The organism is Pyramidobacter piscolens W5455 (assembly GCF_000177335.1).
GTDB lineage: Bacteria > Synergistota > Synergistia > Synergistales > Dethiosulfovibrionaceae > Pyramidobacter > Pyramidobacter piscolens.
Genome location: NZ_ADFP01000039.1, coordinates 21,806 through 46,078, shown reverse-complemented (window position 1 = coordinate 46,078; position 24,273 = coordinate 21,806). Strand labels below are relative to the sequence as shown.

General features: G+C 61.9%; 25 protein-coding genes. 20 read left to right on the top strand and 5 right to left on the bottom strand.

The window, feature by feature from the left end:
* Positions 1–192: 192 nt before the first annotated feature.
* From HMPREF7215_RS02780 to HMPREF7215_RS02715, 14 genes are all read left to right on the top strand, one after another.
* On the top strand, positions 193–1,326 hold the full coding sequence (locus HMPREF7215_RS02780) for a DegT/DnrJ/EryC1/StrS family aminotransferase (RefSeq protein ID WP_009164106.1): 1,134 nt from the start codon (positions 193–195) through the stop codon (positions 1,324–1,326).
* A gap of 93 nt (positions 1,327–1,419) precedes the next feature.
* Positions 1,420–2,115, top strand: a complete 696-nt coding sequence (locus HMPREF7215_RS02775) for a zinc metallopeptidase (protein ID WP_009164105.1) — start codon at positions 1,420–1,422, stop codon at positions 2,113–2,115.
* Positions 2,116–2,196: 81 nt separating this feature from the next.
* On the top strand, positions 2,197–2,898 hold the full coding sequence (locus HMPREF7215_RS12300) for a DUF6391 domain-containing protein (protein ID WP_009164104.1): 702 nt from the start codon (positions 2,197–2,199) through the stop codon (positions 2,896–2,898).
* Between the two features lie 7 nt (positions 2,899–2,905).
* Positions 2,906–4,225, top strand: coding sequence for an RsmB/NOP family class I SAM-dependent RNA methyltransferase (locus HMPREF7215_RS02765; protein WP_009164103.1), 1,320 nt, complete (start codon positions 2,906–2,908; stop codon positions 4,223–4,225).
* Between the two features lie 25 nt (positions 4,226–4,250).
* Complete coding sequence (locus HMPREF7215_RS02760; RefSeq protein WP_009164102.1) at positions 4,251–5,336, top strand: PASTA domain-containing protein; 1,086 nt, start codon at positions 4,251–4,253, stop codon at positions 5,334–5,336.
* Positions 5,315–5,998, top strand: coding sequence for a ribulose-phosphate 3-epimerase (rpe, locus tag HMPREF7215_RS02755; protein WP_009164101.1), 684 nt, complete (start codon positions 5,315–5,317; stop codon positions 5,996–5,998). The genes HMPREF7215_RS02760 and rpe overlap by 22 nt, the downstream gene beginning before the upstream one ends.
* 58 nt (positions 5,999–6,056) lie before the next feature.
* The gene (locus HMPREF7215_RS02750; RefSeq protein WP_009164100.1) at positions 6,057–7,055 is read left to right on the top strand and encodes a helix-turn-helix domain-containing protein; all 999 of its coding nucleotides are present in this window, start codon (positions 6,057–6,059) and stop codon (positions 7,053–7,055) included.
* Positions 7,056–7,058: 3 nt separating this feature from the next.
* Positions 7,059–8,363: a 30S ribosomal protein S12 methylthiotransferase RimO gene (gene rimO / locus HMPREF7215_RS02745; RefSeq protein WP_009164099.1), complete on the top strand. Its 1,305-nt coding sequence runs from the start codon at positions 7,059–7,061 to the stop codon at positions 8,361–8,363.
* Complete coding sequence (locus tag HMPREF7215_RS02740; RefSeq protein WP_009164098.1) at positions 8,356–8,853, top strand: phosphatidylglycerophosphatase A family protein; 498 nt, start codon at positions 8,356–8,358, stop codon at positions 8,851–8,853. Before rimO ends, HMPREF7215_RS02740 begins: the two co-directional genes overlap by 8 nt.
* 33 nt (positions 8,854–8,886) lie before the next feature.
* Complete coding sequence (locus HMPREF7215_RS02735) at positions 8,887–9,384, top strand: CinA family protein (RefSeq protein WP_009164097.1); 498 nt, start codon at positions 8,887–8,889, stop codon at positions 9,382–9,384.
* Positions 9,384–9,968 (top strand): RNA 2',3'-cyclic phosphodiesterase, encoded by a 585-nt coding sequence (gene thpR, locus HMPREF7215_RS12295; RefSeq protein ID WP_009164096.1) that lies wholly within the window; start codon positions 9,384–9,386, stop codon positions 9,966–9,968. Before HMPREF7215_RS02735 ends, thpR begins: the two co-directional genes overlap by 1 nt.
* 36 nt (positions 9,969–10,004) lie before the next feature.
* Entirely contained in the window at positions 10,005–11,165 is a 1,161-nt protein-coding gene (recA, locus tag HMPREF7215_RS02725; RefSeq protein WP_009164095.1) for a recombinase RecA, read from the top strand.
* A 582-nt stretch (positions 11,166–11,747) separates the two neighbouring features.
* Positions 11,748–13,127 carry a radical SAM protein gene (locus HMPREF7215_RS02720; protein WP_040550248.1) on the top strand — a complete coding sequence of 460 codons (1,380 nt, stop codon included), beginning with the start codon at positions 11,748–11,750 and terminating at the stop codon, positions 13,125–13,127.
* Between the two features lie 302 nt (positions 13,128–13,429).
* On the top strand, positions 13,430–14,683 hold the full coding sequence (locus HMPREF7215_RS02715; protein WP_009164092.1) for an ATP-binding protein: 1,254 nt from the start codon (positions 13,430–13,432) through the stop codon (positions 14,681–14,683).
* 99 nt (positions 14,684–14,782) lie between these two features.
* On the opposite strand, the gene HMPREF7215_RS02710 is transcribed toward HMPREF7215_RS02715, so the two are convergent.
* The 3 genes from HMPREF7215_RS02710 to HMPREF7215_RS02700 form a co-directional block, all read right to left on the bottom strand.
* Positions 14,783–16,198, bottom strand: coding sequence for an amidophosphoribosyltransferase (locus HMPREF7215_RS02710; protein ID WP_009164091.1), 1,416 nt, complete (start codon positions 16,196–16,198; stop codon positions 14,783–14,785).
* Positions 16,199–16,393: 195 nt separating this feature from the next.
* Positions 16,394–16,720: a branched-chain amino acid transporter permease gene (locus HMPREF7215_RS02705; protein WP_009164090.1), complete on the bottom strand. Its 327-nt coding sequence runs from the start codon at positions 16,718–16,720 to the stop codon at positions 16,394–16,396.
* Positions 16,717–17,430 (bottom strand): AzlC family ABC transporter permease, encoded by a 714-nt coding sequence (locus HMPREF7215_RS02700; protein ID WP_009164089.1) that lies wholly within the window; start codon positions 17,428–17,430, stop codon positions 16,717–16,719. The genes HMPREF7215_RS02705 and HMPREF7215_RS02700 overlap by 4 nt, the downstream gene beginning before the upstream one ends.
* A 173-nt stretch (positions 17,431–17,603) precedes the next feature.
* Here HMPREF7215_RS02700 and HMPREF7215_RS02695 point away from each other — a divergent pair, with 173 nt between their 5' ends.
* Together HMPREF7215_RS02695 and HMPREF7215_RS02690 are read left to right on the top strand one after the other, a co-directional pair.
* Positions 17,604–17,846, top strand: coding sequence for a hypothetical protein (locus tag HMPREF7215_RS02695; RefSeq protein WP_009164087.1), 243 nt, complete (start codon positions 17,604–17,606; stop codon positions 17,844–17,846).
* A gap of 31 nt (positions 17,847–17,877) precedes the next feature.
* Positions 17,878–18,147 carry a hypothetical protein gene (locus HMPREF7215_RS02690; RefSeq protein WP_009164086.1) on the top strand — a complete coding sequence of 90 codons (270 nt, stop codon included), beginning with the start codon at positions 17,878–17,880 and terminating at the stop codon, positions 18,145–18,147.
* 113 nt (positions 18,148–18,260) lie between these two features.
* Here the strand turns inward: HMPREF7215_RS02690 and HMPREF7215_RS02685 are convergent, their stop codons facing one another.
* Positions 18,261–18,836: a nitroreductase family protein gene (locus HMPREF7215_RS02685; RefSeq protein WP_009164084.1), complete on the bottom strand. Its 576-nt coding sequence runs from the start codon at positions 18,834–18,836 to the stop codon at positions 18,261–18,263.
* Positions 18,837–19,042: 206 nt separating this feature from the next.
* Here HMPREF7215_RS02685 and HMPREF7215_RS13890 point away from each other — a divergent pair, with 206 nt between their 5' ends.
* Positions 19,043–19,168 carry a hypothetical protein gene (locus HMPREF7215_RS13890; RefSeq protein ID WP_269621657.1) on the top strand — a complete coding sequence of 42 codons (126 nt, stop codon included), beginning with the start codon at positions 19,043–19,045 and terminating at the stop codon, positions 19,166–19,168.
* A gap of 90 nt (positions 19,169–19,258) precedes the next feature.
* Positions 19,259–19,918 (top strand): MIP/aquaporin family protein, encoded by a 660-nt coding sequence (locus HMPREF7215_RS02680; protein WP_009164082.1) that lies wholly within the window; start codon positions 19,259–19,261, stop codon positions 19,916–19,918.
* A gap of 145 nt (positions 19,919–20,063) precedes the next feature.
* Here the strand turns inward: HMPREF7215_RS02680 and HMPREF7215_RS02675 are convergent, their stop codons facing one another.
* Positions 20,064–21,458, bottom strand: coding sequence for an MATE family efflux transporter (locus tag HMPREF7215_RS02675; RefSeq protein WP_009164081.1), 1,395 nt, complete (start codon positions 21,456–21,458; stop codon positions 20,064–20,066).
* A gap of 552 nt (positions 21,459–22,010) precedes the next feature.
* On the opposite strand from HMPREF7215_RS02675, the gene HMPREF7215_RS02670 reads away from it, so the two are divergent.
* Together HMPREF7215_RS02670 and HMPREF7215_RS02665 are read left to right on the top strand one after the other, a co-directional pair.
* The gene (locus HMPREF7215_RS02670) at positions 22,011–23,501 is read left to right on the top strand and encodes a cobyric acid synthase (RefSeq protein ID WP_009164080.1); all 1,491 of its coding nucleotides are present in this window, start codon (positions 22,011–22,013) and stop codon (positions 23,499–23,501) included.
* A gap of 172 nt (positions 23,502–23,673) precedes the next feature.
* Positions 23,674–24,168, top strand: a complete 495-nt coding sequence (locus HMPREF7215_RS02665; RefSeq protein WP_009164079.1) for a flavin reductase — start codon at positions 23,674–23,676, stop codon at positions 24,166–24,168.
* Positions 24,169–24,273 lie beyond the last annotated feature (105 nt).

Here is a 24,273-nt window from a genome sequence, read left to right as displayed (position 1 = left end):
ACTTCCTGTCACGTATTGTACCAGTTTCTTCACTCTCTGTGTCATGATGCTGCGGCTCGTGATAAAATAAGCTGACCTGAGAGAAAACGGGGCCGTTGAGGGATAATATTTTATCGATAAAGCCCGTTTTTGAACGAATAATCTAGGCGGCGTCCTTTCGCGCCGCCGTCCCAGCTCAGAGGAGATGCATCCATGGAAAAGAGAACCCTTCCGACGCTCGATTTGAAGAGGCATTACGCGCAGATCAAGGAAGAAATCGACGGAGCGATCCGCGGCGTGGTGGAGAGTCAATATTTCGTGCTCGGTCCCGAAGTGAAAAGCTTCGAGAACGAGGCGGCCAATTATCTCGAAGTCAAACACGCCGTCGGCTGCGCTTCCGGTTCCGACGCGCTGCTGCTCGATCTGATGACGCTCGACGTGGGGCCTGGCGACGAGGTAATCACCACGCCGTTCACGTTCTTCGCGACGGTCAGCGCGATCACGCGCCTCGACGCCACGCCGGTCTTCGCCGACATCGATCCGAAGAGCTACAATCTCGATCCCGCCGAAGTGCTGAAAAAAATCACGCCGCGCACGAAGGTTTTCATGCCCGTGCACCTGTTCGGCCAGATGGTGGAGATGGAGAAGATCGCGCCCGAGTTGAAAAGCCGCGGCATCCATGTCGTCGAAGACTGCGCCCAGGCTTTCGGCGCGTGGCGCGAAGCCGGCGGCAAAATCGTCCGCTGCGGCGGCTGGGGGGGACTGGGGGCCTTTTCGTTCTTCCCGACGAAGAACCTCGGCGCCTACGGCGACGGCGGCATGGTGACCACGAACGACGACGCCCAGGCGGAACGTTTGAGCCGTCTGCGCGTGCACGGCGCCGGGACCACCTACTTCCACGACGAAGTGGGGCTCAACAGCCGTCTCGACGCACTGCAGGCCGCGATCCTGCGCGTGCATCTGCGCCATCTCGACGAGTGCATCGAGGAGCGCCGCCGCATCGCCGACCGCTACCGGATGCTGTTCGCCGAGCGCGAGCTGGGCGAATTCGTGACGACGCCTCATGAGCTCCCCGGCAACTATCACACCTATCATCAGTACGTGATCCGCGCCCAAAAGCGCGACGAGCTGATGGACTTCCTCGCCGCCGAAGGGATCGTTTCGAGAGTTTACTATCCGCTGCCGCTGCACTTGCAGAAGTGTTTCGCGTTCCTCGGCGGCCGGCGGGGCGATTATCCCGAAAGCGAAAGACTGGCCGAAGAGTGCTTGGCGCTGCCGATCTTTCCCGGCCTGACCATGGAGGAACAGCAGTGGACGGCCGATACGATCGCAAAATTTTACAAGTAGGCAGGCGGTAAAATCGTATTTTTTACCAATATTGACCAAAATGCCTGTTCATGATTCAATAGAGCTAAGCTCAAAACTGGGAGGTCTTTGAAAATGATGCCTATGCTGGGTCTTGACTGGACCATGATCATTCTGTTTCCCGCAATCCTGCTGGCGATGTGGGCGCAGGCGCGCGTGAAGAGCGCTTTTGCCACCTATTCTCGAGTCCATTCGCACAGCGGTCTGACGGCCCGTGAAGCGGCGCGCCGGATCCTCGACAGCTACGGATTGTCCGGCGTGCCCATCCGGCAGGTGGCCGGACAGCTCACCGATCACTACGATCCGCGTGACCGCAGTCTGTCTCTTTCGGAGCCCGTTTACAACAGCACGTCCATCGCCGCGATCGGCGTCGCCGCCCATGAAGTGGGGCACGCCGTGCAGCACGCCACGGGCTACGCGCCGCTGCAGATTCGCAACGCCGTGGTGCCGCTGCTGTCGCTGTCGTCGAGTGCCGCCATGCCGCTGTTCTTCATCGGTCTGCTGAGCGCTTCGAACATGCTGATGAACATCGGCATCCTGCTGTTCGTCGGCGTGCTGGCGTTTCATTTGATCACGCTGCCCGTTGAATTCGACGCTTCCAACCGGGCGCTCAAGGTGCTTTCCTCGAACGGCATGATGACTCGGGACGAGGTCGGCGGCGCGCGCAAAGTCCTCAACGCCGCGGCCATGACGTATGTGTCGGCGACGCTGATGGCGGCGCTCCAGCTCGTGCGTCTGCTGGCGCTTCGCAACTCGCGCAACCGTGACTGACAACGGCTGAAAAAAATCGGGTGGTTCCCGGGAAAGGGGAGGCCACCCGTTTTTTGACTGTCTGCCTTCGGGAGGATGACGATGAGATTTAACCCCTTGTGGCTGATGTTGTTGTTCCTGTTTCTGTTTTCCGGAGGCTGGATTCTGCTGATGCCGCTGTTTTTGGTGATGATTTTGCTCTGCGGCGGGATCTTTTTCGCTGGAGCGTCGATGCGCGGGCTGGCGAAAGCTCCGCGGCAGATCTGGGATGTGCTGTTCGACGCCCGCGTGCGCGCCAATCTGACCCTCTGCCACGCGGCCTGTAACGTGCTCCGTCGGAACGGCTGGCCGGAACTGACCGGCAGCGCCTCGGCAACGGGATTTTTCATCGAAGGCATCGACGACGAAAACGCCGTCTACGAGGCGTCGGTACAGGCGCTGGCGCGTTTGAAAAACGGCGAGAAATCGTTGCGGATCGTCGCCGCGAGCCCGCTGTTCCGCGTCATCGCCATGTGCCTGTTGACTCTGTTCCTGATTGTTTTGCTGGCGGCCGCAGGGAGCGCGAATGCGGTCAGTGTGGGGGCGGCCGTGGTCTTGTCGTGGTTCGTTGCCCTTTACGTCTCCCCTTTTTTGCAGGGAGTCGCGCTGAGCGGCAACGACGTGACGACCCTGCAGGTGCAGGGGGCCGCGTTCCGTATGCGTACGGAGACGGCATGGGGAGGGCGTTTCAGCAGCATCGAACGCGGCGTGGAGGTGTCCACGTCGGCGGAAAACGCCATCGAGGCCGAAATTGTCGAAGATTAGGCGTCCCATGGACGAAAAAAAGTTGCCGCTCATGCGCGGGGTTGAAGCGGCTATGTACCTCTGGCGCCAGGTGGATAAAGGCGGCATCGTCAGCGAGTCGCTGCGGACTTTGGGCGATCGCGTTTCGCCGCCGGACCGCACGTTGGCGGCGTCGCTGGCTTACGCGCTCGTGCGCCGGCTTTCGCTGTGGGAGCATCTGCGCGAAAAGTTCCTGCTGCCGCGCCCGGAAAAATTTTCCCAGTCGGTGCGGGCGGCGGTGTTGATGGGCGCGGCCGGACTGACGGAACTGGAGAAGTTCGCGCCCGCTGTGCTGATCTCGTCGTTGATCGAATGGACGAAAACGCGCGATCCGCGCGGCGCCCGCGTGGTGAATGCCGTGCTGCGCCGCGTGCTGGAAGAAGGTCCGGCGGAGCTGCAGCGCCTGCGGGACGACGACAGTTTGGATTCTCTGTGCCTGCTCAGCGGCGTGCCGTCCTGGGTAGGCGAACGCTGGCGCCGCGATTACGGCCCGGCTGTCGGGCGCCGGCTCGTCGAACAGAACGCCGGCGGCAGCTCGCTTTCGCTGCGCCTGTCGCCGGACGCTCCGCGGGATCTGCCCCAGCTGCTCGAAGCGGCGGGACAAACCGTGGAGGAGTCGCCTCTGCCGGATGGGTTGCGTCTGGCCGGCACCGCGCTGCCGAGCGCGTTGCCGGGATACCGCGAGGGCTGGTTCACCCCCCAGAGCGAGTCCTCGATCCTTGTCGGCACGGAAGCGGCCGATTTCGAGGGGGCGCGCCTGCTCGACATGTGCGCCGGGCGCGGCGTCAAGACCGGCCAGATCGCCCAGCTCCGTCCCGACATCGCGGTCGAAGCGTGGGATCTCTCCAAAGGGCGCGTCGCCGCCGGCGTCCGCGAGATGGAACGCCTGAAACTGAGCGGCCGAGTCGTCATGCGTGCGGGCAGCGCCCTGGAACTGGAACCGCTGGGCGCCCCCGACGCGATCCTCGTCGATGCGCCCTGTTCGGGCAGCGGCACGTGGCGCCGCCATCCCGAAGGCAAATGGCGCCTTTCGCCGGAGAATCTGGAGGAACTGACGGAACTCCAATATCGGTTGCTGTGCCGCGCCTTTTCGCTGGTCAAGAAGGGCGGTAAAGTGGTATATTCCACGTGTAGCCTTCTCGCTGCGGAAAATGAAGAAGTGGTGGAAAAAGCGCTGCGCGCCTTTCCGGAAATCTCCGAGCGTCCTCTTTCCGCGGATTTCGGGGGAATCGCTTGCGGGAGAGGCGGCGTGCTGACGCCGGAAAATCCTTGGACTGACGGCTTCTATCTCGCCGCGTTCTCGAAATGAATTTTTTCTATCGGAGGCAAACATCATGGGCAGAACCTTTCGAGCGGCATTGTTGCTGGTGCTGCTGTGCATCATCGGCAGCGCGGCCTTCATCAGTTATAAAGTTTTCTTCTCCAATCCCGCCCGTTCGATCCCGCTGCTGAAAGGCAGCTCGGTCATCGAAGCCGTGCAGACGCTGGAGCGCATGGGCATCAAAGCCCGCGTCGAGGAAGAGGATTCGGCGCTTCCCCGCGGCACCGTCATTGGCCAGTGGCCGGAGACGGGCGTCAAACTCCGCGCCGACAAAGCGGCGATCCTCAAAGTCAGCCGCGGTTCCGAAAAACTCCCGTTGCCCGATCTGCGCGGTCTGACGGAGAAGCAGGCCGTGGCGCGTCTCGAGGAGGCGGGCTTCGTCCTCGGCGAAGTGCAGAAGATCAATCACGAGCGCCCCGCCGGCGTCGTCGTCGCCCAGAATCCCGCGGCGCCCGTGTCCATTTCCCAGAGCCGCGAAGTCGGCCTGCTGATCAGCCTCGGCCCGGCGGCCGCTTCCGGCACGGTGATCGTCCCCGATCTCGTCCAGCGTGACGAGAAGACGGCCGAGAGCTTGGCGCGCGAAAGCTCGCTGCGTCCTCGCCTGGAACGCGTTTACGACAACAGCTCGCCGCAGGGCATGGTCGTCTCCATGAATCCCGCTGCCGGCCAGCGCGTGCCCCGCGGCGCCGACGTTTATCTGCGCGTCGCCAGCTGGGACCGCAAACTGGCGCCGCAAAACGACGACGAGAAGAGCGGCAGCGGCGCGAAAGGAGCCGTTGAAGATCCCGGCGTCGAGCCGGACACGGCGGCCGCCCAGAACCGAAAGGGTGACGACGTCGTCGCGCAGACGGCGCAAGACGACAAGAAGCAGCCGCCCTCCGAAACAAAGAAAAAAGTCGCTTCGATCCGTTATCAGGCGCCGCCCGTGAGCAATCAGACGCTGGTCATCGAGCTGATCGACAAAGAAGGCGAACACACGCTCGTAAACCGCAAGGCCAAGGCCGGCGAGTACATCAAGATCAACGCTCCCTACGTGGGCGAAGCCGTCGTCACCATTTATCTGGGAGGCAATTTCGTATGGCAGGATCGCTACAATTGAAGCCGTTTCTGATCGCGCCTTCGATTCTTTCCGCCGATCCTCTGGCGGTCGGCGCCTCCATCGACGCGCTGAAAAACGATTTCGACTGGCTGCACGTGGACGTAATGGACGGCCATTTCGTCCCCAACCTGTCCTACGGTCCGGCGATCGTCAAGGCGCTGCGCCGCCGCTATCCTGACGCCGTCATCGACGTTCACCTGATGGTCGAGCCCGGCGAAGACTTTCTCGACATGTTCCTCGAATCCCGCCCCGATTACCTTGTCGTTCATCAGGAGGCATGCCGTCATTTGCACCGGGCGTTGTCGAAGATCGCCGCCGCCGGCGTTCGTCCCGGCGTGGCGCTCAACCCCGCCACGCCTGTGGAACTGATCAAGCCCGTGCTGAACATCGCCGACGTGGTGCTGCTGATGTCGGTCAATCCGGGTTTTGGCGGCCAGTCTTTCATTCCGGAAGTGACGGAAAAGGCCATTGCCCTGTGTCAGCTGCGCGAAGCCCGCGGGCTGGAGTTCCTGATCGAGATGGACGGCGGCATCGGCGCCGCCAACGTCGCGCAGGTGCGCCGTTGCGGCGTCGACGTGGCCGTGATGGGCAGCGCCGTTTTCGGCACGGCCGACCCGGCGGCGACCGTCGCGAAAATGCGTTTGCTGGCGGCTGGAGAATAGTGGCAGTGCCGGCAGCATACTCAAGCGGTGTTTCATGCATTTTTAAGGAGGAACCACGATGAAAGACGCGAACACCCCTACGAGCGATCGCAAGAAGGACGAGCCCCGTTCGCTTCAGGAACTGGGAGCCGAGCTGCAGCGCCTGCGCGAAAGCAAAAATCTGACGCTTGACGACATCTCGGCGGCAACCTGCATCAGAAAGAACTTTCTCGAGGACATCGAGGCGGGGAATTTCGTCCGCTTCAAAGCGCTGGTGTACGCCCGCGGTTTCGTGCGCACCTGCACGACGTTGATCGGCGCTCCCGAGTTGTGGAACGAATACCGCCAGCAGCTGACAATCGACACCTTTGGGGCGCCCCAAGACGCGCCGGAATTCATCGCTCGCTCAGGCAGTACGGGAAAGTGGCATTCCATGATGCCGCCTTCGTCGGCGCGGGCCGGCGCCGCGAACATGGGACTGCCGGCCCGCGGTTTCCGGCACAGCTCGGCGCGCCGCAACGGCGTGGTGCTGTTGGTTCTTCTTACCGTGGGAGCTCTTGGCGGACTGTGGTTCAACTGGGACCGCATCCGCGGCGAAGTCTCCAAGCTGCAGCGGGAACAGGCCTACGACGAGATGAAGAGCCGCGAGGCGGAACAGGCGCGCCACAACGAAATGCAGAAGGCCGAGGAAGCGGCGGTGCAGCGCGAAATGCAGGCGCGCCGACAGACAGAAAATGCCGGCGCGGAGCCGGACGCCGAAAAAGCTCCCGCCTCTGCGGAGAAACCTGCCGCCATGCCGGAAGAAATGGGCGAAGCCGCCGCCAAAGCCGCGCTGACGATCCGTGCCAGCGGCGATTGCTGGCTGCGCGTCAGAGAGGGAGACAGAGACCTTCTCGTGACCACGGTGAGCGAAGGCTTTGAGCAGACCTTTCCGCTGGACAGGACGCTGTCCGTCCGTTTCGGCGCCGGGCAGAACGTGCTGGTCTCCACGAACGGTCGGGATTTCGCTTCCCCCGGCGCCGGCGTGCAGCGCTTTGAGTACCGCCCCGACGGCTCGAGCCTGAAAGTGAGAAAATAGCTCTTGAAGAACCTGCACATCATCAGCCTCGGCTGTCCGAAAAACGCCGTCGACAGCGAACATCTCGGCGGCGTCCTCGAGGCGGCGGGATTCCGTCTCGTCGGCAGCGCCGAGGAAGCCGACGTCGCTTTGGTCAACACCTGCGGCTTTCTGCAGGCGGCCGTGGAAGAGGGCATCCAGGTCATCCTCGATCTCGAACGGTTGAAAAAAGCCGGCGTCGTCAGGCAGATCGCCGTCGTCGGCTGTATGCTGAACCGCTACGGCGACGAACTGAAAGCCGAGTTCCCGACGGTGGATTTCTGGGCGAAGTCGGAGGACTGGGGCGCGCTGCTGCGAGAGATGGGGCGCGGCGTTCCGGCCGCGGCGGAATCCGGCTGCCTGCGCGCCGACCTGGCGGGCACGCCCTGGACGCGCTATCTGAAAATCAGCGAAGGCTGCAACAGCCGCTGTTCCTACTGCGCCATTCCCGGCATCCGCGGCCGCCTGCGCAGCGTGCCGGTGGAACAGATCGTCGGCGAAGCGCGGCGCCTCGTCGATGAAGGCGCGAAAGAGCTGTGCCTCGTCGGCCAGGAACTGAGCATTTACGGTTCCGATCTGTTCGGCCGCCCCTCGCTGCCGCGCCTGCTCGACGAGCTGGAGAAGGAGCTGCCGCGCGGCGTCTGGCTGCGCCTGTTCTATCTGCATCCCTCGCTGGTCGACGCGGTTTTTCTCGAGCGCGTCGCCGCCAGCCCCGTGATTCTGCCGTGGCTCGACATCCCCATCCAGCACGTCGACGACGACGTGCTGCGGCGCATGAACCGCCCGCCGGTGGAGCGCCATATCCGCGAGCTGTTCGCAAGAGGGCGCGAGATCAATCCCGATTTCGCCTTCCGCACCACGCTGATGGTGGGATTTCCCGGCGAGACGCGGGCGCAGTTCGACAAGCTGCTCGACTTCGTCGAGGAGATCGGCTTCGACCGCCTCGGCGCGTTCCCCTATTCGCCCGAGGACGGCACGCCGGCGGCGTCGTTTCCCGATCAGATTCCCGAGGAAGAGAAGACGGCGCGCTACAACGAGCTGATGGAGCTGCAGCGGCAGGTTTCGCTGACGCGGCAGGCGCATTTCGTCGGGCATGAGCTGAACGTGCTGATCGACGAGGTCGATGAGGAAACGGGCGAGCGCGTCGGCCGCTCGTTCCGCGACGCGCCGGAGATCGACGGCGTCGTCACGGTGACGGGAGCGGGGCGCGCCCGGCCGGGCGACATGATCAGGGTGAAGATCACCGCTTCGTCGGAATATGATTTGTCGGGAGAGGCGATTCATGAATAACGATCCTGTGATGACGCTGCCGGGGCTGATCGCCACCGTCGGCGGGCTGGGGAAATTTGTCAGGAAAGCGCCGGGCACGGCCGGCAGCGCCGCGGCCTGCGTGCTGGCGGTGTTTCTGCCCGAGCCGCTCCGTCTGGCGGCGATCGCCGCGCTGGCGGCGGTCGGCGTCTGGGCGGCCGGCGCCTATGAAAAGGCGTCGGGACGTTCCGATCCCGGCGAAGTGATCATCGACGAGGTGGTCGGCCAGCTGATCGCCACGATCGGCCATGTGGCCGTGGTCGGGCAGGGCAGCGGCGCGGTGAACTTTCTCATCCCCAGTTTCCTGCTGTTCCGTTTCTTCGACATCCTCAAGCCGTGGCCGGTCAACGCCTGCGAAAAGGCTCCCGGAGGTCTGGGAGTCATGCTCGACGACGTGACCGGCGGCGTTTTGGCCAATCTGGCGCTCTGGGGCCTGAGAAAGATCTTCATCGAAGGCTGGTGGCCTTTTTAGGGAGCCGGCGTGATTTTTTGAAGGAGGCTGGTCATGACGCAGGAAGAAAATATCGCGGCGGTGGCGCTGAAATTGAAGGAACTGGCGCTGGCGCGACGCGCCACCGTTGGCACGGCGGAATCCTGCACGGGCGGCCTGATTGCCGCGGCGATCACGGCGGTGCCGGGCAGCAGCGAGTACTTTCTCGGCGGCGTCGTCAGCTATGCCAACTCGGTCAAAGCGAAACTGCTGGGCGTGCCGGAAGAAATCCTCGGCACGGTCGGCGCGGTGAGCGGCGAGTGCGCCCGTTTCATGGCGCAGGGCGCGGCCACAGCGCTCGGCGCCGATTGGGCCGTGTCCGTGACCGGCGTGGCCGGGCCCGACGGCGGCAGCGCGGAAAAACCCGTCGGCACGGTGTGGTTCGCTTTGTGCGGTCCGGGCGGGACGGAGGCCCATGCGCGTCGTTTCGCCGGCGGCCGCGCCGCGGTGCGCGCGCAGACGACAGCGCACGCTCTGTCGATGCTGATCGAGGCGCTGGCGGAGACGGAGTGATGGGGCGCGTGCGCTGTTTCTTTTGTCTGCCGCTCGCGCCCGAACTGAAAAAGGAGATCGCCGCCTGGATCGCCGCAAACCGCGCCGCGATTTCGGGCGTCCGCTGGGTGGCGGAGGCCGATCTGCACGTGACGCTGCGCTTCTGCGGCGAGATTCCGCAAGCCGCGGCGCAGCCCCTTGGCGACAGGGCGAAAAATCTTCTGGCGGAGCGGTGCGCCGCGCCGCTGAGGCTGACTTTGCGGGAAACGGGCACGTTCGGCCGGCCGCCGCGCGTGCTTTGGGCCGGGCTGGGCGGCGACACGGCGGCGCTCGAACGGCTGAACGCCCTGATCGAAGGCGCCTGCCGCGATGCCGGGCTGCCGCCCGATGGCAGAAAGTTTTCCCCTCACCTGACGCTGGCCCGTATGGACGCCTCGCGCGGGTTCGACCCGGCGGCGCTGGACGCTCTGCGTCCATGGAAGCTTGCCGGGCGCGGCTGGACGGCCGATCGCACGATCTTCATGCGCAGCCGCCTGACGCCCGCGGGGCCGCGCTACGAACCGTTGACCGTCTGCCGCTTGGGAACGGCGGCGGACGGAGCGTAGATTTCGATAAAATCACAGAGACTGGAGGAATTTCCCTTGGCTGAAGCAAAAAAGGGCAAAAAACTGACGCGCGAGGACATTCTCGAGCAGGCGCTCGACGACATCCGCAGCAAGTTCGGCGACGGTTCGATCATGCGCCTCGGCGAGCGCAACACGGCAAACGTGGAAGTGATCCCCACGGGCATCCTGCCGCTGGACGTAGCGCTCGGCATCGGCGGTCTTCCCCGCGGCCGCATCGTCGAGGTCTTCGGACCGGAGGGCAGCGGCAAGACCACGCTGGCGCTGCACGCCATCGCCGAAGCGCAGAAGGCCGGCGGCGTGGCGGCCTTCATCGACGCCGAACACGCTCTCGATCCGCGTCTCGCGGCGGCACTGGGCGTGCAGATCGAATCGCTCTACCTGTCGCAGCCGGACAGCGGCGAACAGGCGCTTTTCATCCTCGAGACGCTGGTGCGCAGCGGCGCCGTGGACATCGTCGTCGTCGACTCGGTGGCGGCGCTGACGCCGCAGGCGGAGATCGACGGCACGATCGGCGAGAGCCAGGTGGGCCTGCAGGCGCGCCTGATGTCCTACGGACTGCGTCGCCTCACCGCTTCGATCGCCCGCAGCAACTGCGTGGTCGTGTTCATCAACCAGCTGCGCGCCACGATCCCCACGGGCTACTCCAAAGGGCCCACGGAGACGACGACGGGCGGCCGCGCCCTCAAGTTCTACACTTCCGTGCGCATCGAAGTGCGCCGCGGCAAGCAGATCTCCAAGGGCGACGACGTGATCGGCCACGAGCTCTACATCAAGGTGGTCAAGAACAAGCAGGCGCCGCCGTTCCGCAGCGCCCACTGCTCGTTGATCTACGGCAAGGGCATCCCCCTGACCATGTCCATCGTCGACATGGCCATCGACGCCAACGTGGTCAAGCGCAAGGGCTCGTGGCTCACCTACAAGGGCGAGACGCTCGCCCAGGGCAAGGACCGCCTGGCCGAGTTCCTCGACAAGAGTCCCGAGATGCTGGCCGAGATCCGCAAGACCGTGCTCGACCAGGCCGCCGAGGGCCTTGGCTTCTACACGGCGCCGGAAAAAAGCGACGACGAAGATTCCGTGGGCAGCGGCCACGGCGTGGACATCGACGAAGAAGTGATCGATCTGGACGTTTCCGACGAGTCCATGAAGGACGAACCTGAGAAGGAAGGCAAAAGGTAACGGCGCATTTTCCCCGAAAAGACGGCGAAGAAAGCATGGGGCTCCCGATGCACAATCGGGAACCCCATGCTTTCTTCGCCGTCTTTATACTGCTCGATCAAAAAGCCGAACGCGAGGGCGCTGCGAGGGAGATTCACAAAGCGAGCTGCGCAGCAGTCGATGTGGTCCCGAGCGACTGAATTCCTCCGCAGCGCCCGGAAAAACATGTTAATACTTTTTATCGCAAATTAGCATGATAGGCCATGATTTTGTATTTTTATTGTTCGGCTCGCCGTTTTCCAGCCACAAATATACGTCTCTATGATATAATTACCTTATAGAAAATGACACTGCGTGTTTGGGAACGCTCAAACGCTCCTGCTCGGGCAGGGTGAAAGCGTCGGCCCGAAGGGGGCGCTTGAGGGAGCCAGTCGAGGCCTCTCCGGAAAACAGTTTTGCAGTTTTGTCTGCACGATCAAGAGCATCCGCACCGGCGAAGTTCGTCACACTTTGCGGAGCGGGTGCTTTTGTTTTTCCCCCAAGGCGCGGCGCATTCCCGTAAGATTCATGGCATTTCGAAAAGGAACGAAAGGGGCGTTTTTCATGGATTTTTCGACGACAATCAAGAAGTTGGGCATCGAACAGGCTCTCACGTACGTGTTCAGGGAACCCGAGAAGAATCTCAGAAAGCTGATCGACTGGGCCGACCGGTTCGACCGCGGCGAGTTTGCGCCGCAGCGCCGGGCGGTCAGAGAGGCGATCACCAATCCGCGGGATCCTTATTATCCGCTCGTCCGCCGGCTCCTGACGGACGTGGATGCTGACGTTCTGAAGACTCTGGCGGTGAATTTCTTCGTCAACGCCAATCTGAGCGGATGGCCTGTTCAGGAACGGTGCCGCCAAAAGTACGGCTGCAATGTTCCCTGGGCGATCCTGATGGATCCGACGTCGGCCTGCAACCTCCACTGTACGGGCTGTTGGGCGGCGGAATACGGCAACAGGCTGAACTTGAGCCTCGACGAGATCGACGACATCATCCGGCAGGGCAAGGAACTGGGCGTTTCCATGTATATCTACACGGGCGGCGAGCCGCTGATGCGCAAAGACGACCTTATCCGCATCTGCGAGCGGCACCCGGACTGCGTGTTCCTCTGCTTCACCAACGCCACGCTGATCGACGAGGCTTTCGCCGACGAGATGCGGCGCGTGAAGAATTTCGTCCCCGCCATCTCCCTGGAAGGCGGCGAAGAAGCGACCGACGGCCGGCGCGGCCGCGGCGTCTACCAAAAGGTGATGCGGGCGGTCGATCTTCTGCGCCGCAAGAAGCTGTTCTACGGGATCTCCACCTGTTACACGCGCGCCAACTACGAATCGGTCACCTCGGAGGCGTTCTATGACAGCCTGATCGCCATGGGCGCGTATTTTGTCTGGTTCTTCCACTACATGCCCGTCGGCAACGACGCCGTGCCGGAGCTGCTGCCAACGGCCGCGCAGCGCCGGGGGATCTACGAGCGCATCCGCCGCTACCGCCGCACCAAGCCGCTGTTCTCGATCGATTTCCAGAACGACGCCGAGTACGCGGGCGGCTGCATCGCCGGCGGACGCCGCTACCTGCACATCAACGCCAACGGCGACATCGACCCCTGCGTGTTCGTTCATTATTCCGACTCCAACATCCGCGAGAAGACGCTGCTGGAAGCGCTGCAATCGCCGCTGCTGATGGCCTACCACAAGGGGCAGCCGTTCAACGAGAACATGCTGCTGCCCTGCCCGATGCTGGAAAATCCGCAGAAACTCCGCGCCATGGTCTCGGCAACGGGAGCCCGCTCCACGGATCTGCAGTCGCCCGAATCGGCGGAACACCTGTGCGCCAAGTGCGACGAATACGCCCGCCTCTGGGCGCCCGTGGCGGACGGTTTATGGCAGCGCCGCCGCGCGGAAGAGAAAGAAAAGGTCGCCATCAGCGCCGAAAGCGGTTCGTAACGCCGTTTTTCGATCGCACGGCGCCTTTGAAAAAAGAGCCTGTCTCTCGTCTCGTTGGGCACGAGTCGAGAGGCAGGCTCTTTTTCGCGAAAGAATTTCGCCGTGCGGAGCGCGCGTTCATTTCCTGCCGTTCCAGCAGTACGTGCAGAGCTTGCAGGGTTCGACGCCGACGGCGGCGAGCATGTCGTCGAGGCGGTTGAACTTGAGTGAGGAAAATCCCATCTGGCGGCGGATGTTTTTTGAGGCTATAATATTGAAGAATAAACGCACTTGTGCGCAAAATTATCAACGAGGTCGCAGCCATGGAATTTAAACGAGAACAGTACCTAAAAATGTTGATCGATTGCATGCACAACGGGTTGATCAAGGTGATCACGGGGATGCGGCGGAGCGGCAAGTCGTACCTGCTGTTCAATCTTTTCACGCGGTATCTGCGGCAGTCGGGCGTGCCGGAATCACATATCGTCCCGATTGAGCTGGATGTCTGGGAAAACAGGCAATATCGGAATCCCGGCGCGATCTTGGATTATATCGAGTCGCGGATCGAGGACAGCGCGAATTATTATATCCTTCTCGACGAGGTGCAGATGCTCGACGGGTTCGAAGAGGCGCTCAATTCGCTGCTTCATGTCAAAAACGTCGACATTTACGTGACGGGGAGCAATTCAAAATTTTTGTCGAAGGACGTAATTACGGAATTCAGGGGCAGAGGGTACGAAATTCACGTTTATCCGCTGACGTTCAAAGAGTTTATGGAATCATACGAGGGGGATATTTACCGGGGCTGGGCGGACTACGTCGTTTACGGCGGGCTGCCTCTGGTCGCTTCGATGAGGACGGAAGCACAGAAGGTCAAGTATCTGACGGACCTTTTTGCGGAAACGTATTTGAAAGACATCATTGAGCGCAACCGCATCGAAAAAACGCAGGAGTTGGAAGACGTCGTCAATATTCTGGCGTCCTCGGTCGGCTCTCTGACCAATCCGAGCAAAATCCTGGCGACGTTTCGAAGCGGGCTGCATTCGCAGATCAGTCTGAACACGGTCCGGCGGTACGTCGAATATTTGGAAGACGCGTTCGTGATCAGCGCGGCGCAGCGCTACGACGTGAAGGGACGGAAATACGTCGGCTCGCCGCTGAAGTATTATTTCGAGGACGTAGGGCTGCGCAACGCCCGGCTGGGCTTCCGGCAGACGGAAGAAAACCACATTATGGAAAACGTAATCTATAACGAACTGAGAAGCCGGGGCTTCGCCGTCGACGTGGGAATGGTTCGGAAGAGGGAGCGCGACGCCGGAGGGAAGCAGCTGGCCCGCCAGCTGGAAATCGATTTCGTCGCCAATTTGGGGAGTCGGCGTTATTACGTTCAGTCGGCGTTCAGTCTGGCCGGCGTCGAAAAAACCGCGCAAGAAAAAGCGCCGCTGAACTGTCTCGGCGATTCTTTCAAAAAGATCATCGTCGTCAAGGACGTCGTCAACGTGATGAGAGACGCAAACGGCATCACGACGATGAACGTTTTCGATTTTCTGACGAAGGGAAACAGCCTCGAACTGTAACGTTCCCGCGCGCTTTTGCGGTTCATACAACAGAGCCGTCCTTCCGTCCACGCGGTGCGGACGGAAGGACGGCTCTGTTGTTCACGGCGGAGTGACGGTCTATTCCCTGCCGTTCCAGCAGTACGTGCAGAGCTTGCAGGGTTCGACGCCGACGGCGGCGAGCATGTCGTCGAGGCGGTTGAACTTGAGCGAGGAAAATCCCATCTGGCGGCGGATGCCTTCCAGCATGGCGGCGTAGCGCTCCGACTCGGGATCGCAGTACTCGTCGAGGACGGCGCGCTCGGGTTCGTGCCCTTCGAGTTTGCTGACGATGCGGCGGGCGATCAGCTCCATGTCGGAGTTGGAGCGCGAGAAGTTGATGTACTTGCAGCCGAACATGATCGGCGGGCAGGCGGGGCGGGCGTGGACTTCGCGCGCGCCGGTGCGGAACAGGAACTCGGTGGTCTTGCGCAGCTGCGTGCCGCGCACGATGGAGTCGTCGATCAGGAGCAGGCGCTGTCTTTCGATCAGTTCGCGAACGGGGATCAGCTTCATCTTGGCGATCATGTCGCGCTTGGACTGGATGGTGGGGATGAAGCTGCGCGGCCAGGTCGGCGTGTACTTGATCAGCGGGCGCGAAAAGGGCACGCCGGATTCGTTGGCGTAACCGATGGCGTGGGCGATGCCGGAGTCGGGCACGCCGGCCACCGTGTCGATCCGCTCGCGGCTCATGCCGTCGCGCCGAGCCAGCATACGGCCGCAGTTGTAGCGCATCTGCTCGACGGAGACGCCTTCGTAGTGCGAGGACGGATAGCCGTAATAGACCCACAGGAAGGTGCAGATGCTCATTTTTTCTCCCGGCGGCACGAGGGTGGTCACGCCTTCGGGGGTCATCAGGTCGATCTCGCCGGGGCCGAGCTCCTTGTAGTCGCGATAGCCGAGGTTGAGGTAGGCAAAGGGCTCGAAGGAGGCGCAGAAGCCCTCGTCCTTCAGGCCGATGGTCAGAGGCGTGCGGCCGAAGCGGTCGCGGGCGCAGTAAATGCCGTCGGCGCTCAGCACCAGCAGAGTCATGGAGCCGTCGATCATCTCCTGCGCGTACTGAATGCCCTCGACGAGGCTGTCCTTCTGGTTGATGAGGGTGGCGACGAGCTCGGTGGAGTTGATGTCGCCGGAGGCCATTTCGAAGAAGTGGATGCCGGTGTTCTTCATGATCACGTCGAGCAGACGGTCTTTGTTGTTGACCTTGCCGACGGTCGTGAGCGCATAGGTGCCGTGATGCGAACGCACCACCAGCGGCTGGGGATCGTAGTCGGAGATGCAGCCGATGCCCATGGTGCCCTGCATGGCGTTGGCCTCTTTCTCGAACTTGGTGCGGAAGGGAGAGTTTTCGATGTTGTGGATGGCGCGGTCGAACCCCTTTTTGCCGTAAACCGCCAGACCGGCGCGCCGCGTTCCCAGATGGGAATGGTAGTCCGTGCCGAAAAACAGATCGAAAACGCAGTCTTCCCTCAGCGCCGCCGCAAAAAAACCGCCCATGATGTCTTCCCCCTGACCGCTTCACGCTGTTCGCGAAAAAAATTCGACGCGGCTTCCCTCGGAAAACCGCGCTCCGCCGCGCAGAAAATCTTACCAGAACATTTTAGCATAAAACAGGATATATTTCAGGGATATTGTGTCGCAGCTCGGCAATGATAGTAAAAAAATCCCAGTTCCGGCTCCGCTTTCGCCCCGCTAGAACGCCAGCTGCACGAGCAGCATGTAGCAGATCGTGCCGGCGGCGATGGAAAGGAGCATCTGCCGCTTCCACACGTGCAGACGCACGGTGACGGCGATCGAGATCAGCTCCGGCAGGCCGTGAGAGCCGCCGAGAAGGCTGACGTTTTTCAGGCAGTAGACCACGAGCAGACCGAACACGGCGCCGGGCAGCGCTTTGCCCAGATAACGCACAAACGGCGGCGTTGGGCGCGACGCGGAGAAGATCGCGAAAGGCAAAAAGCGCGTGGCCATCGTGCCGAGCGCGCACATCGCGACGGTAATGATTTGCTGCGACAGAGTCATTCTTCATAGCCTCCCCGGTGAATGATGGGACGACGCCAGAGCGCCAGCAGGGCAAAAATGACGAGCATCGACGGGATCATGAAGGAATCCGGGCCGAAACAGAACAGGCACAGGGCCGACGAGGCCAAGCCGATCAGCGCCGTCAGGCGGCTTTTTTCCTTGAGCCATTGTTCCGTGAAGATGACGACAAACATGGCCGTCATCACGAATTCCAGCCCTTCGGTATTGAAGCGCACCAACGAGCCGAGCGCGCCGCCGAGCGCCGAGCCGCTCACCCAGTAGGCGTAATTCAGCAGCGACACAAAGAGCATGAACCAGCCGCGGTCGACGCCCGCCGGAACCGCAGCGGCGCAGTTGATGGAAAAGGATTCGTCGCACATGAGGAAGATCAGCAGCGGCTTCTTCCAGCCCAGCTCTTTGAACTTTTCCAGCATGGCCAGGCCGTAGAAAAGATGCCGCGCCTGGATGACCAGCGCCATCGCCAGCGCCTGCAGCGGCGCGAAAGGCGCCGTCAGCATGGAGACGGCGACGAATTCCAGCGAGCCGCCGAAGATCGTCATCGCCATCAGCAGCGGATACCAAAAGCTGAATCCCGACACGTTCATGTAAACGCCGTAGGTCAGGCCGAGGAACCAGAATCCCGCAAAAATCGGGATCGTAAAGGGGAAAGCCGCTCGCAAAGCGCGGCAGACGACCGCCTTATCGTTCATAAAAACACTCCGTTTCACCGTAAATGATTGACAATTATAAGACGGCGTCCCTATAATGAAAATGGAAAATAACTTTCTTTGCGCAGACAAAAGGATCCCGTCCGCCGGCGCGGCGGCCGTCCCCTTGCGATCGTCCCGCCGCCCTGCCCGTCACCTCGAAGGAGCGATGTCCCGTGAGCAACGATATGGCTTTCTGCAAAACTTTTCCCGACGGTTCGCACGTCACCGTGCTGTGGAACGAGCGGGAAGGGGTGCGCCTGAAAATGCCGGAAGACCTCTGGTCCCTGCCGCACGACCTGGCCTCGGAATTCCTCCGCCGCGTCGCCGAGGGGCGTCCTTCCGCCGCCGACCGCCAGGTCTTGGAAGACTGCGCCGATACCGTCGAAGCCGCGCGGGGCGGAGCGAACGCTCCCTGACGAATCCCGCCGGCCGAAAGGAGCGATTTTCATGATCGTGATCATATCGGAACACGGCGTGTCCTTCACGCTCGACCAGTTCAACCGTCTGTCCCGTCCCATCGTCTCCGTGACGAGCGACCGGGGCGGAAACATCTGCACGTTCGTCGGCGAGGAGGATCGCCTGCTCGTCCGCCACGCCGACGGCTACTACGCCGACGAGTGGGGCTTCAAGTACGACGCGCTCCATTACGTCGAACTCGACGCGCAGGGGCGCGAGATGAGCCGCCTTGCCATGAACCGGGTCATTCCGGTGCGATGAAGGAAAGAGCGCAAAAAAAAGAGCCTCGTAAAGCCCCAAGCAGGGGTTTACGAGGTTTTTTCGCGTTCTTCGGGAAACATTCGCCGCCGCGGACCGCGACAGGCACGCCGGCCTTAAACGATCTTCGCCACGTCGTCAAAGGCGCGCTTGGGCACGAAGTAGTCGCGTTTTTCGTCTACGTAGTATTTGACGCTGCCGTCGGCGCCGACGGGCACGAGCGTGCTTTTGTGCGCCGGATAGCCCAGCGCGACGACGAGAAACACCGTGTCTTCCGCGGGCACGCCGAGCAGCGCGGCGATTTCGGCGCGGTTGACGGAGGCCATCAGGCAGCTGCCGACGCCCGCCTCCCATGCCGTCGTGGCGATCGTGTTGGCGGCGATGCCCACGTCCACGTCGGCGAACGCGCCCGAACCGGCTTTTTTGACGATGACGACAAAGGCTACGGGACGTTCGCCCTCGGCCGGCGTGCCGATCTCTTTGGGCAGATAGGCGGCCCATCTGACGAGCGGCTGCATTTGAGCCACCAGCGCGGAGCTCTGCACCGCGATGAAGCGCAGCGTCTGGGCGTTGGCCCCCGTGCTGGCGATGCGGGCGTTCTCCAGCACGGCGCGAAGCAGCCCGTCCGGCAGCGGGCGCTGCTCGAAGCGGCGGTACGTGCGGCAGCCCACATAAAGTTCGGAAAGTGTCATCCGGCATTCCTCCTTCGGGAATCGAAATTGCGTGCGTCTTTATTTTAACAGTTTCGGAACGGAAAGTGGAGCAAGAAACGAAACTGCTATTCATTTAATTTCGTCCTTGACAGATATAATGAACCAGAGTGTCATTCACGGCATCAAATAAAAGTTCAGCTTCTTCGCTGTTGACGACGGATAAGTTTATTCAGGAGAAATTCATCATGAAAAAACGGTATCGCGGCGCGACCGGGCTGGCGGCTTCTCCGATTTTCACCGCGGCGGGCCGGGCAGCGCGCGGCGCTTTGAAAAATCCTTCGCGTTTCTCGGTTTCTCGATTACATAAATAGAAAAACTTATGCGGATTTGCCGAGACCGGTAAACTCGGATATAATACGGACGCTGTAAATTTCTTCTAAATTGAAAGGACGTTATCAAGAATGAAAAAGTATCTCGCTGAATTTGTCGGCACGCTCGTGCTCGTGCTTTTCGGCTGCGGCACGGCCGTCGTGCTGGGCTGCAACGGCGCGCAGGTCAACGCCGCCTATCTGGGCACGGCGCTGGCGTTCGGCCTGGCGATCGTCGCCATGGCCTATTCCATCGGCAACGTTTCCGGCTGCCACGTCAATCCCGCCGTCTCGCTGGGCGTGCTGCTGACCGGCGGCATGAGCTTCGGCGACTTTGTCGGCTACGTGATCGCCCAGTTCGCCGGCGCCACGGCCGGCGCGGCCCTGCTCGGCTACCTCTGCGGTTGGGACAGCAGCTTCGGCGCCAATGCGCTGTATGGCGGCGACGTGGTGAAAAGCTTCGCCGTCGAGGCCGTGCTCACCGCCACGTTCGTGCTGACGATCCTCGGCGTCACCTCCAAGTCCGGCCACAATAAGTTCGCCGGCCTCGCCATCGGTCTGACGCTCGTCCTGATCCACATTTTCGGCATCCACTTCACGGGCACCAGCGTCAACCCCGCCCGCAGCTTCGGCCCCGCCTTCTTCGCCAAGGGAGCCGCCATGGCCGACCTCTGGGTCTTCATCGCCGCGCCTCTGGCCGGCGCGGTCGTCGCCGCGATCGTCTGGAAGGCGATCGAGCCCGAGAGCAAATAGTTCTTTCGCTCCATCCAAAAGGACCGCCGCTTCCCGTCGAGGGAGGCGGCGTTTTTTACGACACAAAAGGCGCGACGCCCGGACAGGCGTCGCGCCTTTTGTATGAAACGTTTGACGCATGCGAGAGCCGCAGGGCCCCTGCGCGCTACTTATTGAACGCGATTTCGAGCTGGGTGCCGAGAAGGTCGCGGCCGTCGCCGTTGAAGCTCTCCCAGAAATACCACAGCAGAATGGCGCCGATCAGTCCGCCGCCGGCGTCGACGACGATGAAGCAGCTCCATGCGCCGTCAAGTCCCATCAGCTGCGGCAGAACCAACAGCGCCGGCAGGAAAAGGAACCCTTGGCGGCAGAAATTGAGGAACAGGCTCACGCCCGAACGTCCCACGGCGAGAAACGCGTTTGAAGCGACGATGCCTGCCGCCGCAAAGGGCATGCCGAGATAGCCGATGCGCATGGCCCGCACCGTGAGACGGATCAAGGCCTCGTCGTCGGCCGCGAAGAGCGTGACCATGGCGCGCGCGAGAGACTCCGCGCCGATGAACGAAATCGCGAAATAGACGGAACTGACGGCGAGCGCGCATAAAATCGTGCGTTTGACGCGGTCCGACCGCTGGGCGCCGTAGTTGTAGCCGACAATGGGCTGAAGCCCTTCGCCGACGCCGAACACGGGCAGATAGATCAGGTTGTCCAAACAAAAGAAAATGCCCACGGCCGAAATGGCCAAATCGCCGCCGAGATCGTTGACGATGTTGTTGAAGAGCATCATGCTGACGGTGTAAAAGAGCTCCATTAAAAAGGGAGAAGCGCCCACAAGGAGCATTTCCCTGACGATATCCCCATTGGGTTTCAGCGACGCGGCGCCGATTCGCAGCGATCCCGCGCCCCTGAGATAGAACAGCGCCACCCAGACGAACGAGGCGATCTGGGCCAGCGACGTTCCCAGCGCCGCTCCGGCAATGCCCATGCGCATGCGCGCAATGAAGAGCCAGTCTAGGAACACGTTCATGCCCGCGCCGACGCACAACGTCCACATGGCGTAACGAGGATGCCCCTCGGCGCGGATCAGGTAGTTCAGCGAGAATCCCAGCAGATTGAAAGGCATCCCCCAGAACAAAATTTCCGTGTAAATGCGAGTCTGCGGCGCCAGACGGGACGACGCGCCGAAAGCTTTCACCAGCCCGTCGAGCCAAAACAGCCCCGCAGCCGTGAAAAGCGCGGCGAACAGCGCCGTGACCGCCGCGGCGTTGCCGAGGACCGTTTCGGCATCCCGACGCCGCCCCTCCCCCAGCAGACGCGACATCTGCGATGCCGCGCCGACGCCGACGAGCGAGCCGACGGCGATCACGAAAACCGTCAGCGGAAACGTCAGCCCGACGGCGCCAAGACCGTCGGCGCCGGCGAAGCGGCCGATGAAGAGACGGTCGACGATATTGTAAAAAGCGTTGGCCACAAGGCCAAGCGTGGCAGGAACAGAAAACCGGAAGAGCAAACGGGCGATGGAGCCCTGACTCATGCTGGTCAGCGTGGAAGTCTGAGTCATGATAAATCAACCTCATTTCGAATTCAGACACGAACGCGGGACAAAATTTTTGTCTACATTCACTTTTTCCTTCTCGAGTGGAGTGTGGAAATTCCTCATGGAATTCCTCATGCGCATGGTTACATTATATATGAAAATCGAACAGATCCAAATGCGATAGGACGCGATAGCCTTGAATAGGAAAGGATAGGGACGATTAAATCTCAAAAAACGGGGTGGAAAGCAAATTTGCCGTTGGGTCCTTGCCGGTCTGAGAAGCACGAAGACAGCCGCAGTAAGCGCTTGCAAAAAAAGAGGAGTACTGTACACAAACATGAAAGCTCACGAAATCTCGCGTTTTTGCCATTCGACGCTTTGCGCAAAAACGCGAGATTCACGAGAACTCCCGCCGCATGGGGTGTGCCGCCGCGCCCCGCGCGTCGGGTTTCGAAAAGCCGCGGCGCCCTGCCCGCGCCGATCTGCTATAATTTCAACGACGGCTGGATGCGAGGGCGGTTAGTTGCCGGAAATTTTGTCCGCAGCGTGTGTTTTCGATAGAAAGGATTTTCGCAAATGGCCAAGTCGTTTATGATTCAGGGGACCATGTCGGGCGTGGGCAAGAGTCTGCTCGTCGCCGGGCTGTGCCGCGTTTTTCGTCAGGACGGGCTGCGCGTCGCGCCGTTCAAGTCGCAGAATATGGCGCTTAACTCGTTCATCACCCGCGAGGGGCTGGAGATCGGCCGCGCCCAGGCCGTGCAGGCCGAGGCCTGCGGGCTCGAACCCAGTTACGCGATGAATCCGGTGCTGCTCAAACCGACCAGCGACGAGGGCTCGCAGGTGATCGTCAACGGCGAGGTCTACGGCAACTACACGGCCGAAGGCTATTACGCCATGAAGCACAGGCTCTGGCCCGACGTGCTCGACGCTTACCGAAAGCTGGACGCCGGGTACGATCTGATCGTCGTGGAGGGGGCCGGCAGCCCCGCGGAGATCAACCTGAAAGCCGACGACTTCGTCAACATGGGTCTGGCGAAGCGGCTCGGCATCCCCGTACTGCTGGTGGGCGACATCGACCGCGGCGGCGTCTTCGCCCAGCTCGTGGGCACGCTGGCGCTGCTGGAGCCGGAGGAACTCGCGCTCGTCAAGGCGACGATCGTCAACAAGTTCCGCGGCGACCTGAAGCTGCTTCTGCCCGGTCTGAAGCAGTTGGAAGAGCTGACGCGACGGCCCGTGGCGGGCGTGGTGCCGTGGACGCCGCTCGACATCGACGACGAAGACAGCCTCAGCGACCGGCTCGGCCAGCGCCGCGCCGTATCTCCGCTCGACGTCGCCGTGATCCGCCTGCCGCGCCTCTCCAATTTTTCCGACTTTTCGGCGCTTGACGCGGCCGACGGCGTGGGCGTGCGCTACGTGGAGAACGTTCGCGCCCTCGGCGCGCCCGACCTCGTCATTATCCCCGGCACAAAGAACACCATCGGCGACATGAAATGGCTGCGCGCCTGCGGGCTGGAAGCGGCCGTGAAGAAGCTGGCCGCCTCCGGCACTCCCGTGATCGGCATCTGCGGCGGCTACCAGATGCTGGGGCGCGAGATCGTCGACGAAGAGGGCGTGGAAGGCGGCGGTTCGATCGCCGGCATGGGGCTGCTGCCCGTCGTCACGCGCTTTCGCCCCGAAAAACGCCGCACGCGCACGACGGCGCGGGCGCTCGACGTAAAGGGCGTTTTCGCCGCGCTGAGCGGGGCCGAACTGGAAGGCTACGAGATCCACTGCGGCGCGACGACCCGCGGCGAGGGCGCGGGGCCGCTGATCCGGATCGAAGACGGCGCGCTCGACGGCTGCCAGAGCGGCAACGTGTACGGCTGCTACCTGCACGGTTTTTTCGACAGCGAATCCTGCCGCCGCGCCGTGCTCGGCGCGCTGGCGCAGCGCAAGGGCGTGACGCTTGAGGCGCGACCGTTCGACTGGAAGGCTCACAAGGAACGGCAGTACGACGCGCTGGCGCAAACCCTGCGCGAGCATCTCGACATGCGTCTGATCCGCCGCGTCGTCGACCGCGGGGCGTAGAGCGGCGCGGGGCGCGAAACAGACGCCTTCGAAAAAAGTTCCACGTGGAACATTTTCCGCCAAGCATGGCGTGAATCGTTGCAAAAACACGATTCAATCACTCCGCCGCGCCGCGCTCAAAAAAAGGATTCCGCGCCGGGGCGACTGTGCCCGGCGTCATTTATGGGAGGTCATGATCGTGAAAGACATCGACGAACTGAACGCGAACGTTTTCGAACTTTTCAACAAGGACTGGGCGCTGCTGACGGCCGGATCGATCGGCGATTACAACGCCATGACCATCGGCTGGGGGCAGCTGGGCACGCTGTGGAACAAGAGCGTCGTCACGGTCTTCGTCAAGCCCGTGCGCTACACGCACGGCTTTATGGAGGCAAACGAGTATTTCACCGTCGGCTTCTATCCCCAAGAATACCGCCGCGACCTGATGATCCTCGGCTCCAAATCGGGGCGCGACGGCGACAAGGTGGCGCTGACCCATCTGACGCCGCGGGCGGTCGAACACGGCGTTACCTTCGCTCAGGCCAAACTGACGCTGATCTGCAAAAAAATCTACCGTCACGACATGGAGCTGGCGAACATCCCCGCCGACGCGGCCAAAGCCTATTACGCCGAAGAAGCGCCCCACACGATTTACATCGGCGAAGTCGTCGGCTTCGTCGAGAGTTAAATGACCGTCTGCCGGCAGCGCGATCGATCCGTTCGGTTCTATCGCCAGCCTGTTCCCGCAGTTTTTTTCCCAGATCGTCGCAGCCGACAACAGCGGCATCGAAAC